This window comes from Bathymodiolus heckerae thiotrophic gill symbiont, assembly GCF_900180345.1.
Classification (GTDB): domain Bacteria; phylum Pseudomonadota; class Gammaproteobacteria; order PS1; family Pseudothioglobaceae; genus Thiodubiliella.
Genome location: NZ_FXLV01000047.1, coordinates 1 through 11,818, shown reverse-complemented (window position 1 = coordinate 11,818; position 11,818 = coordinate 1). Strand labels below are relative to the sequence as shown.

Below are 11,818 nucleotides of genomic sequence, written 5' to 3'. Positions count from 1 at the left end.
TAGACTAAAGTTACAAAAGTTAATAAAGACTAACTCTCTACTAAGGCTATCAGCCAACTTCTCATCAGAGAGATTATGCCATTGCCTATTATAGCAATGCTTTAAACAAGCTAACGGGCGAATAATCGGGCTAGTTCTTTAACTATTACTTTCCAATCGATGATTTTGTTAATAATGTCTAGTTGGTATGTTGATGAGACTATCGGAAAAGGTTTGTTCTTGGGTGGTTATAATGCGCATTATTTATATAAGTAGTTGATAATTATAGTGTTTTACTATAAATTTCAGGATAAATACAAGATTTTTAGGGTTGATTTAGGGTTTTTTTGGTTTAATGCAGGGGTCTTCAGTTGGGTTTTTTTGAAATTAGTTGCCAATCTTCCACTTGTCTTTTTCTGAAAAGGCTTTAATAGTTTGGCGCTTGGCTTTGTTGATGAGATTGGCGTGTGAGAGTTTGTATTTTTTGCTGTAATCTGCAAGGGAGATAATTTCTTTGCCCTCTAAATACGCCAAGCGCTTGTGGTAACTATTAGTGAGCGCTTTGCCGATAATACCCTGCATAGTCTTGCTTTCCCCTGTCTCGTTAAATTCATTAAAAGCGGTGTAATAATTCGCTCTGTCAATAAATTTAATGTTAATCGGCACAAAGCCATCGCGAATGAGTAGGTAATTATTTAGCACTCTGCCAATGCGTCCATTGCCGTCAATAAACGGATGAATTTGTTCAAAATTCAGGTGGAATAGGGCGATGCGTTTGATGATGTGCTCATTGTTGGTGGCGAAGTAGTGGGCTAATATTTTGTGTAATTTGTCGATGATGTGTTCGGGAGATGTGGCGATGTGGTTGCCAACACGCACCCATTCATCTTTTTGCCGCCATCTACCTGCAAAATCATCGTTGATATTGGCCAATAACATTTGGTGTAATAGTAAAATAATCTCTAAATTTAGTTCAGATTGTGTAGCTTTTTTGTTGATATAACTTACTACTCTGGCGAGATTTTTTGCTTCAAATAATTCTCGCTCGGAAATATACTTATCCAAGTCAATTTGCAATAAAACTTTTTCAGTGTCGCCTAGGGTTAGCGTAGAGTTTTCGATTGCATTTGAGTTATAAACTTGCTCGCCAACTTCGGCTTCTGAGATTAAATCAAGTAATGCTTGTTTGCCTTGGAATACCGCATAATAACGACTGCGTAATTTTTGAATATTTTCAAATATTGTGTGAGTTTTTGCCATAATTTTCTATTATAACCGTTAAAAATTGATTTATTTTGTATATTTTAACGATTATAAATCTATAAAGTGTAAATTATTTTATCTGTTTGACGATGTCAATATCGCTTAAATTAATAGTTTTATCTTTAAATTGTTGCGTGGTTTCGTGTCCTTTACCAGTGATGAGTAGACATTCATTTTCGCCTAGGGTGGTAACGGCAGTTTCAATGGCGAGTTGTCTGTCTAGGGTAATGTTCACTTCATAACTATCGTCAATACCATTTAAGATGTCATTGATAATGGCACGAGGCTCTTCATTGCGTGGGTTGTCGTTGGTCAAAATAAGGGTGTTTGCCAGTTTTGAGGCAATTTTCCCCATTTTTGCTCGTTTATTTTTATCCCGATTGCCACCACAACCAAACACAAGGCGAATGTTAAAATTTGGGTAATGTGTTTGTAAAGTAATAATAGCATTTTCGATGGCATCTGGCGTGTGGGCGTAATCTACCCATACTAGACGGTTGTTGATTTTTTGCATTCTGCCTGGTGGAGGCGTGAGTTTGTGGAGTAGTGGAATGATTTTTTCATCATCAAATCCAAGCGCCCTAAGCGTGTTGAAGGCGGCTAAAACATTGAGTAAATTGAATTCACCTAAGAAAGGCAGTTCAAAAACAAAGTTTTTCAAAGTGACTAAAAATCCTTGTTTAGTCGGTCTAATATCCTCAAAATCATCCAAGCCAAAGTTGGTATTTTCCTTACCTTTTGCTGCCTTTAAAAAGTCAGAGTAATAATTATCATCTCGATTAAGAATAGTAGATACAACGCTTGAGCGTGAAAATAATCGTGCTTTGACGCTTTGATAAGCGTTAAGGTCTTGGTGATAATCTAAGTGGTCTTGGGTAAAATTGGTGAACACTGCGTGAGTAATGTTTAGTCCTGAGGTTCTGTTTTGGTCAATACCGTGCGATGACACCTCTAACACAGCAGTATTGATGCCATGTTTAAAATAGCCATCAAGCGTGCGATATAATGTAAGAATGTCAGGTGTGGTTTGCTTAGAGCGTTGTTTAGATTGACTAATGCTCAGCGTGCCAATCAGCCCGTTTTTAACTTCGAGCATAGCTAATAATTGAGAGATAAAACAAGCCACTGAAGTTTTGCCGTTAGTGCCAGTAATACCAATTATCTTGACTTTTGTGGCGTTATGATAAAAAGTTGCTGCCAAGGTTTGCAAGTGTTCAGATAAATTGTCAATACGAATGGCAGGGACGGCGCATTCAATATCTTGTGAATCAATTAGCACGGCAACACAACCCTTTTCAATGGCTTGGTCAATATACTCAATGCCATGTGTGGATTGCCCTTGTAAGGCAACAAACACATCACCTGCTTGCACATTGGCAGCAATTAAGCACAGTCCGTGAATCTCGATATTAATTTGTGTTGGGGTAATATCGCTAAGTAATTGGTTTATTTTCATAGGCGTATTATAACCAAGACAGACGCTAAAAATATTCAGTCTATTATTAGAATATTATAATTTACTAATAGTTTTGCATTCTATGGTTAGACACAGTAGAATTATGGCTTTTTTAATGACTGAGGAAGAGGAATGGCTTTAACACGCAGAGATTTTATTAAAGTAGTGGGCGCAGGTTCGGCAGCTGGTTTGATTAGTGGTTGTGGTAATGATGCGGATAAGCTGTCTGCCCAAGACAATAGATACGAGGTGGCAAAGACAGGCAATGCGCGTATTTTGCACATTACTGATACTCATGGCAATTTGTTGCCAAATTATTTTCGTGAGCCAAATGTTAATTTAGGTTTTGGATCTACTTTTGGGCAGTTGCCTCATGTGGTTGGCAACAAGTTACTGAAACAAATTGGCGTTAAGCCTGGTTCGCCTGAGGCTTATGCATTTACTTATAATAATTTTGAAGAATTGGCAGCTAAATATGGCAAAACAGGTGGTTTTGGGCAGATTAAAACAGTGTTAGATTCGTTGCGTGAAAGTGCAGGTGGCGTGCAAAACACGCTAACCGTTGATGGCGGTGATACTTGGCAGGGCTCTGGCACATCACTTTGGACGCGAGGGGCAGATATGGTCGAGGCATGCAATATGCTTGGTGTTGATGTGATGGTCGGACATTGGGAATTTACTTATAAAGAAGAAGAAACACTTAAGAATATTGGTTTCTTTAAGGGAGATTTTTTAGGTCAGAATGTGCGTATTATGGAAGATGCTTTGTTGGGCGATGAGTATATTGCCATGACAGAAAAATATGGCGGCAATGGTTTATATAATGAAGATGACAGCTTGCCATTTAAGCCTTATGTGATTAAAAATGTGGGTGGGCATCGTATCGCAGTAATTGGTCAAGCTTTTCCAAGAACTTCTAACGCTAATCCACAAAAATATTTCTTCCCAGATTGGTCGTTTGGCTTGCGTGAAAGCGAAATGAGTGAGCTAGTTGCTGATATTCGTGCCAATGAAAAGCCTGATGCTATTATTTTGGTTTCGCATAATGGTATGGATGTGGATATTAAAATGGCATCTCGTGTGGTTGGTATTGATGCAATTTTTGGTGGACATACGCATGACGGTATGCCAAAACCTATTGAAGTGAAAAATGCAGGTGGCATGACTGTGGTAACGAATGCAGGCTGCTCAGGTAAATATATCGGGGTAATGGATTTAGACATTAAAGACCATAAAGTGGTTGGCTACAATTATAAAATGTTGCCAATTATTACCAATCTTATTAAGCCTGATGCGGCAATGGTGTCGTTTATTGATAAAATGCGTCAGACCAAATACGATAAAACTGTGGTTGAGGCTCGCAGTAGTGCAATGAGTAATAACTCAGACCGTGTAGGTAAGACTTTCGATGCTATTTTGACCGAAAAACTATGCACCACGGAGCAAACCCTATATCGCCGTGGTAATTTTATGGGTACTTGGGATCAGGTGCTGGTTAATTCACTGCGCGCCGAATATGAGGCAGATTTTGCCATGTCTGCAGGCGTGCGTTGGGGTACATCAGTGCCAGCAGGGCATGTCATTACTATGGAAGATTTAATGACCAATACCTCGATGACTTATGGCGAAACTTATGTGAATGAACTAAAAGGTTTGCAACTCAAAGAAATCTTAGAGGGCATTGCTGAGAACTTATTTGTGCAAGACCCTTATCTGCAATCAGGCGGCGATATGGTGCGTATGGGTGGGCTGGATTACACCATTGATCCTGCTCAGAGCTTGGGTAATCGTATTAGCAATATTGTCGATGATGAAGGCACGCCGATTGATGCAAACAAATCTTATAAGGTGTCTGGTTGGGCGCAAGTGGGTAGTGTGGGTAATGGTCGCCTGATGTGGGATGTAGCGGCGGATTATTTGCGCAAACAAAAACATCTTAACCTTAAAAAAGTGAATCATCCGACCATCAAAGGTGTAAACAACAATCCGGGTATTGAAAACTACGCAGGAAAATTAATTTAACCCTGTTTTGCTCGTATGTTAGCTGCTATTAAAAACACTTTTAAAAACCTTTGGTTTCGTGATTTAGGCGAGGATTCTATTCATATTAATGATACCGCAGTGCGTATTCGTGCAGGCGTTTTGCTGATTATTCCTATTTATATGGTTTTCACTTTAGTTAATGTGATGTATGGTTCATCGTGGGATGTGGTGTTGAATACCACCTCGGTGGACACTTTTGAGACTGATTGGGATGACCGCATTGTTTATCAAGTAGAAGCCACAAAAAGGGTGTTTGACTATTCTTTTCAAACTAAATTATTGGTTTATGCTTTGATTGAAATGTTGCTAGGCATGTCCGTTATTGGTGCACGGTTTTCCCCCACGATTTTATTGGCTAGTTTTTTGGTTATCGGCAGAGAACCTGAATGGAAGCCCATCGACCCTAAGCGCTGCGCTTGGATAATGGGGGCAAGTTTTATCTCGGTGTGTATTGTCTTTTTTAATCCAGACGCAGTTGCGCTTTGGATTAACAATTTATTAGGCACCAGTATCCCTGTTGATGAAAATTATGTGCCCTCTTGGTTAGTGTTGAATTTAGTATGGATATGTCTATTATTTATGTGGCTAGAAGCGGTTATTGGTTTTTGTGCGGGTTGTAAAATCTATGCAGGATTGGTCAAATTAGGCGTTGTTAATCGCCATTGTGATGCTTGTGAAAACATTAATTGGGATGAAATCAAACGCAAAAAACAACAAAAAAATAGATAAAAAAAACAAAAAATAAATGCCAAAATTACTAATATCCATCACCCTGTTTTGGCTGTTGGTTGGCACATCTATCGCAGATGTGGTCAAACCTGCTTTGGTGGAAATCTCAATCTATGCTGATAAAAAAGTCGAAGTTGTGATTGACCTTAGCCTTGAAGCGGTAATGACAGGCATTGGCACTCAATATAAAAATACCACAGATGCACCTGCCTCAGCCGAGTATGACGCATTGCGTGCGCTAGCACCTGAGGTATTGCACACACGCTTTAAATATTTTGAAACACAGTTTTTAAACAGCATTCAATTCACGGTTAATCATCAAATTCAAGACTTACATTTAAAGCATACCAACATTGATATTGTTGGCTACAAAAAACGCCCTAGAAAAACCGTACTCACTTATACAGTGCAACTAAGCCAACGGCCTAAAACTTTATCGTGGCAATACACCAAAGCCTCTGGCGACAGTGCATTGCGCTACCAAGTGTATAAAAAAGATGAATACAATTGGAGTCAATGGCAATGGTTGCGTAATGGCGCATCAAGTGGCATAATTGACATCAATCACCCCGAACCTATGGGCATGATGGGGCGATTGTCTCAGTTTACCGCCATCGGTTTTGACCATGTTATTCCCTTAGGTTGGGATCATATTTTATTCATTATCGGTATGGCGTTATCCTCACTACTGTGGCGAAAATTACTGCTTTTGGTCAGTGTATTCACTTTGGCACACACGCTCACCTTAGCCTTGGCAATGGCAAATATGGTAGAAATATCACCAAGAATTATTGAGCCACTGATTGCTTTTTCAATCGCTTATGTGGCGATAGAGAATTTATTAAGCAGTCAATCCATCAGGCGTAAAAGCGTGATTGTATTTTTATTCGGACTTATACACGGACTTGGTTTTGCCAGTATGCTCAAGTCTTTTGAAATGACTGAAGACAATTTTCTGACCACTTTAATCGGCTTTAATATCGGCGTTGAACTCGCACAAGTTGTTATTGTCTTAAGTGTAGTTGCCCTACTATTATTACTAAAAATAGCAAAACTTGATTATCGAAAAATTGCGATTATGCCAGCCTCTGTTATCATTGCTATGATTGGTGTTTATTGGGGTATTGAGCGTTTGGTGATTTAGGTTAAATAATTTTTGCTTGCATTAGGGTGTGGGTGTTAATTGCGCCAACCACTTGATTATTTTCATCGACCACAGGCAGTGAATTTAGGTTAAATTCATCCATCATTGCTACCGCTGCCGTTGCTGGTTTGTCGGCTAGGATGGTTTTGCAGTTTTGGGTCATAACTTTGCCAATGGTGAGATTTTGAATATTTGGGTGTTCTTCCAAAACACGGCGTAGGTCGCCATCGGTGAAGATGCCTTGCAGGGTGTTGTTGTCGGTAATTAGCACCATGCCAAGGGTTTTTTGGCTCATCACCAATAAAGCATCGAGTAATTTGGTATCGGTACTAACGATAGGTATGTCATTTCCTGTTTTCATAATATTATTAACAAAAGTTAGTAAGCGTCTACCGAGTGTGCCACTGGGGTGTGAGCGAGCAAAATCATCTGGACTAAAGCCTTTATTGGTAAGAATACTTACGGCCAATGCATCGCCCATGGCAAGTGCCACTGTTGTGGAAGAGGTAGGCGCTAAGTTGTGTGGGCAGGCTTCTTTTTGCACACCAACATCTAAATGCACATCGCTGATTTTACCAATAGCAGAGTCTTTATTGCCTGTCATGCCAATGATACTAACGCCAAGGCGCTTAATAATTGGCACTAGCGTCATTATTTCATCAGATTCACCTGAGTAAGAAATGCAAATAGCAACATCGTTTTGTTCAATCATACCTAAGTCACCGTGCCCTGCCTCGCCAGGGTGAACGGCAAAAGCAGGCGTGCCAGTGGAGGCAAAAGTGGCAGCAATCTTGTTACCAATGTGTCCTGATTTACCCATGCCAATTAGAATAACTTTACCAGTGCAGTTTTGAATTAACCCGCAGGCATCAATAAAACTTTGGTCTAATTTCTCAGCTAATTGAGTAACGGCTTGTGCTTCGGTAAGGATGACTTTTTTAGCGGAGTTTAATAATGTGTTTGGCATAGACGATAGTTTTTTAAATGGATATAATACTGAATTTTATCTAAGTATAGGCGTGATGAGTAACGAAAAAATCAAAATTTTGTTTGTCTGTATGGGTAATATTTGCCGCTCGCCAACTGCTGAAGGCGCATTTCAGGTGCAAATACAGAAACAAGGTGTACAAGACTTGTTTGAGATTGATTCTGCGGGCACGCACGCTTATCATATTGGCGAGCAACCTGATTCTCGCTCTCAAGTGGCTGCTAATAAGTATGATATTGATTTGTCTCATCAGCGGGCGAGACAAGTGCATGAGAGTGATTTTTATCATTATGATTATATTTTTGCAATGGATGCGAGTAATTTGTTAGACTTGCAAGATATTTGCCCAACGAAGCATCAGCATAAGCTTGCTTTAATGCTTGATAATATTCCAGAAAACAACGGCAAAGGCGTGCCTGACCCTTATTTTGAAGGGCGTTTTGATGAGGTTTTTGTGATGTTAAATCGTGCCAGTGAGTTTTTGTTGGATAAATTGCATAAAATTGATTGACGAGAATTATTCAACACAGTATAATTCCACCCTTTGTTGCTCTTGAAAAAACGAGCGATTGATAATTAATAAGAATTTTAGAGATTTTTGGAGAGTGTAATTTATGTCAACAGTTAATCAATTAGTGCGTAAGCCACGCAAAAAGAAGATGACGAAAAGTGGTGTGCCAGCGTTAGACAGCTGTCCACAAAAACGAGGTGTATGTACTCGTGTCTATACCACAACCCCTAAAAAACCTAACTCAGCACTTAGAAAAGTTGCCCGTGTTAGATTAACCAACGCCGCTGAAGTAACGACTTATATTGGTGGCGAAGGTCATAATTTGCAAGAGCACTCGGTGATTTTGATTCGTGGTGGTCGTGTTAAGGATTTGCCAGGTGTTCGTTATCACACTGTTCGTGGCGCATTAGACACCGTTGGTGTTGATGGTAGAATGCAAGGTCGCTCTAAGTATGGCACCAAGAAACCTAAGAAATAACAACAAATATATAAAACAAGAGAAACCCTATGAGAAGAAGATCCGCACCTAAAAGAGAAATCCTACCAGACCCAAAGTTTGGTAATTTAGTATTGGCTAAGTTTGTCAACATCTTAATGTTAGATGGCAAAAAATCTGTAGCTGAGAAGATCGTTTATGATGCATTAGATACTATTGAATCTAAAGGTAATGCTGAGCCAATCGAGACTTTCAAACAAGCATTAGAAAATATTGGTCCTACTGTTGAGATTAAATCTCGTCGTGTTGGTGGTTCGACTTACCAAGTTCCCGTTGAAGTAAGGTCTGAGCGTAAGATTGCTTTGGCAATGCGTTGGATTATTGAAGCATCACGCAAGCGTGGCGAAAAAGGCATGAAACTTAGACTGGCAGGCGAAGTATTGGACGCAGTTCAAAATCGTGGCACTGCATTTAAGAAAAAAGAAGACACCCACAGAATGGCAGAAGCAAACAAAGCATTTGCCCATTTCCGCTGGTAATAAATTAAGGAACTTAGAATAATGGCAAGAAATCACCCCCTTAGTCACTACCGTAATGTCGGTGTTATGGCGCACATTGATGCTGGTAAAACCACAACCACTGAGCGTGTTCTTTTATACACAGGACGCACTCACAAAATTGGTGAAGTGCATGATGGCGGCGCAACCATGGATTGGATGGAGCAAGAGCAAGAGCGTGGTATTACCATTACCTCTGCGGCAACTACTTGTATGTGGAAAGGCATGGATGAGCAATTCGAAGAGCATCGTATCAACATTATTGATACCCCCGGACATGTTGACTTCACTATTGAAGTAGAGCGTTCACTCAAAGTATTAGACGGCGCATTAGCTTTGTTTTGTGCGGTAGGTGGTGTTGAGCCTCAGTCAGAAACTGTTTGGCGTCAAGCTAATAAATACAATGTTCCTAGAATTGGTTTTGTCAATAAAATGGATCGTGCTGGTGCAGATTTCTTGCGTGTTTGTGAGCAAATCAAAATGCGCCTAGGTGCAAATCCGGTGCCAATGCAAATCGCTATTGGTGCAGAAGAAGACTTTAAAGGTATTGTTGATCTTATTACTATGAAAGCCATTTATTGGAATGAAGAAGATCAAGGTGCAACTTATGAATCCAAAGACATTCCAGCAGAATTACAAAGCCTAGCAGACGAAAAGCGTGAATTTATGATAGAGGCAGCAGCTGAAGCTAATGACGAGTTAATGGAAAAATACTTGGAAGAAGGCGAGTTGAACAGCGATGAAATCAAAGAAGGTATTCGTACTCGTTGTATTGCTAATGAAATCATTCCAATGTTTTGTGGATCAGCTTTTAAAAATAAAGGCGTTCAAGCGGCGTTAGATGCAATCATTATGTATATGCCATCTCCGCTAGATGTTAATGCTATTGAAGGTATTTTAGATGACAAAGACGAAACCAGAGCACCACGCCCAGCCGATGACGATGAGCCATTTGCGGCTCTAGCATTTAAGATTGCGACCGATCCATTTGTAGGTACGCTAACTTTCTTCCGTGTTTATTCTGGTGTATTGAAAGCGGGTGATTTTGTTTATAACTCATCAAAAGGTAAGAAAGAAAGAATTGGTCGTATGGTGCAAATGCACTCAAACGAACGGGATGAAATTAAAGAAGTTCGTGCGGGCGATATTGCCGCAGCAATTGGACTTAAAGATGTAACCACAGGTGATACATTGTGCGACCTTAAGGAAAAAATTGTATTGGAAAGAATGGAATTTCCTGAACCAGTAATTGCTTTAGCAGTTGAGCCTAAGACCAAAGCAGACCAAGAAAAAATGGGCATTGCATTGGGCAAGCTCGCCGCTGAAGACCCTTCATTCCGTGTATCAAGTGACGAAGAATCAGGTCAAACCATTATTGCAGGTATGGGTGAGCTTCATTTAGATATTATTGTTGACCGTATGATGCGTGAATTTGATGTTGGGTGTAATGTTGGTGCGCCTCAAGTGGCTTACCGTGAAGCGATTACCACAATGGTTGAACATCAGCATAAATTTGCCAAACAATCGGGCGGTCGTGGTCAGTATGGACATGTGTATTTGCGCATTGAGCCACAAGAGCCAGGCGCAGGTTATGAATTTGTTGACGAAATTAAAGGTGGCGTGATTCCTAAAGAATACATTCCTGCAGTCAATAAGGGTATTCAAGAGCAAATGGAAAATGGTGTATTGGCTGGCTTTCCATTAGTAGATATGAAAGTAACCGTTTACGATGGTTCTTATCATGATGTTGACTCGAACGAAATGGCATTTAAAATTGCTGCTAGTAAGTGTTTATCAGAAGGCGTTCGGTTGGCCAATCCACAGTTACTTGAGCCAATGATGGCTGTTGAGATTGTTACCCCTGAAGAGTATATGGGCGATGTCATGGGTGATTTAAACAGGCGTCGTGGGTTGGTAGGTGCGATGGAAGACCTGCCTAATGGCAAACAGTTAAAAGCAGATGTTCCATTAGCTGAAATGTTTGGTTATGCAAACGATCTTCGTTCTGCGACTCAAGGTCGTGCAAGTTACTCAATGGAATTCTCAAAATATACTGCAGCACCGAAAAATGTTGCCGATAATGTCATCGAAAAATTAAACAAGTAAGGAGTATTTAAAATGTCAAAAGAAAAATTCGAAAGAACCAAACCCCATGTCAATGTAGGTACCATCGGTCATGTTGACCACGGTAAAACTACTCTAACCGCTGCCATTACCAAAGTTATGGCAGAAGCCCGTGGTGGTGAATTCAAAGATTATGCAGATATTGATAACGCTCCTGAAGAAAGAGAGCGTGGCATTACCATTTCAACTGCCCATGTAGAATATGAATCAGATGCTCGTCACTATGCTCATGTAGACTGCCCAGGACACGCCGATTATGTCAAGAACATGATTACAGGTGCTGCTCAAATGGATGGCGCTATTATCGTTATCGCTGCCACAGACGGTCCAATGGCACAAACCCGTGAGCACATTCTTCTCTCTAAGCAAGTAGGTGTACCTTACATCCTTGTTTATATGAACAAAGCCGATATGGTTGATGATGAAGAATTAGTAGAATTAGTAGAAATGGAAATCCGTGAGCTACTCACTGAATACGACTTCCCAGGTGATGACACTCCTGTTATCTTCGGCAGTGCCCTTAAGGCATTAGAAGGCGACACCTCAGACATTGGTGTGCCTTCAATCGTTAAGTTAGTTGAAGCACTA

At 40.2% G+C, this 11,818-nt stretch carries 11 protein-coding genes; 8 read left to right on the top strand and 3 right to left on the bottom strand.

The window, feature by feature from the left end; genetic code table 11:
• Positions 1-366: 366 nt before the first annotated feature.
• Both CRYPD_RS06195 and CRYPD_RS06190 read right to left on the bottom strand, forming a co-directional pair.
• Positions 367-1,239: a Fic family protein gene (locus CRYPD_RS06195; RefSeq protein ID WP_138146731.1), complete on the bottom strand. Its 873-nt coding sequence runs from the start codon at positions 1,237-1,239 to the stop codon at positions 367-369.
• 73 nt (positions 1,240-1,312) lie between these two features.
• Complete coding sequence (locus CRYPD_RS06190; RefSeq protein ID WP_138146730.1) at positions 1,313-2,698, bottom strand: UDP-N-acetylmuramoyl-L-alanyl-D-glutamate--2,6-diaminopimelate ligase; 1,386 nt, start codon at positions 2,696-2,698, stop codon at positions 1,313-1,315.
• A 132-nt stretch (positions 2,699-2,830) separates the two neighbouring features.
• On the opposite strand from CRYPD_RS06190, the gene CRYPD_RS06185 reads away from it, so the two are divergent.
• The 3 genes from CRYPD_RS06185 to CRYPD_RS06175 are packed head-to-tail and all read left to right on the top strand — an operon-like array spanning position 2,831 to position 6,614.
• Positions 2,831-4,720 carry a 5'-nucleotidase C-terminal domain-containing protein gene (locus tag CRYPD_RS06185; protein WP_138146729.1) on the top strand — a complete coding sequence of 630 codons (1,890 nt, stop codon included), beginning with the start codon at positions 2,831-2,833 and terminating at the stop codon, positions 4,718-4,720.
• A gap of 15 nt (positions 4,721-4,735) precedes the next feature.
• Positions 4,736-5,470 (top strand): DUF4395 domain-containing protein, encoded by a 735-nt coding sequence (locus tag CRYPD_RS06180; RefSeq protein WP_138146728.1) that lies wholly within the window; start codon positions 4,736-4,738, stop codon positions 5,468-5,470.
• 16 nt (positions 5,471-5,486) lie between these two features.
• Positions 5,487-6,614 (top strand): HupE/UreJ family protein, encoded by a 1,128-nt coding sequence (locus CRYPD_RS06175; protein WP_138146727.1) that lies wholly within the window; start codon positions 5,487-5,489, stop codon positions 6,612-6,614.
• Between the two features lies 1 nt (position 6,615).
• Here the strand turns inward: CRYPD_RS06175 and CRYPD_RS06170 are convergent, their stop codons facing one another.
• Positions 6,616-7,581: a KpsF/GutQ family sugar-phosphate isomerase gene (locus tag CRYPD_RS06170; RefSeq protein WP_138146726.1), complete on the bottom strand. Its 966-nt coding sequence runs from the start codon at positions 7,579-7,581 to the stop codon at positions 6,616-6,618.
• A gap of 55 nt (positions 7,582-7,636) precedes the next feature.
• Between CRYPD_RS06170 and CRYPD_RS06165 the strand changes: the two genes are divergently transcribed.
• The 5 genes from CRYPD_RS06165 to CRYPD_RS06145 form a co-directional block, all read left to right on the top strand.
• Complete coding sequence (locus CRYPD_RS06165; RefSeq protein ID WP_138146725.1) at positions 7,637-8,113, top strand: low molecular weight protein-tyrosine-phosphatase; 477 nt, start codon at positions 7,637-7,639, stop codon at positions 8,111-8,113.
• A gap of 103 nt (positions 8,114-8,216) precedes the next feature.
• Positions 8,217-8,591, top strand: a complete 375-nt coding sequence (gene rpsL, locus CRYPD_RS06160; RefSeq protein ID WP_138146724.1) for a 30S ribosomal protein S12 — start codon at positions 8,217-8,219, stop codon at positions 8,589-8,591.
• A 29-nt stretch (positions 8,592-8,620) separates the two neighbouring features.
• Entirely contained in the window at positions 8,621-9,088 is a 468-nt protein-coding gene (gene rpsG / locus CRYPD_RS06155; RefSeq protein ID WP_138146723.1) for a 30S ribosomal protein S7, read from the top strand.
• A 21-nt stretch (positions 9,089-9,109) separates the two neighbouring features.
• The gene (gene fusA / locus CRYPD_RS06150; protein WP_138146722.1) at positions 9,110-11,212 is read left to right on the top strand and encodes an elongation factor G; all 2,103 of its coding nucleotides are present in this window, start codon (positions 9,110-9,112) and stop codon (positions 11,210-11,212) included.
• A gap of 12 nt (positions 11,213-11,224) precedes the next feature.
• A partial coding sequence (locus CRYPD_RS06145; protein WP_138146721.1) for a GTP-binding protein occupies positions 11,225-11,818 on the top strand: 594 nt, incomplete at its 3' end.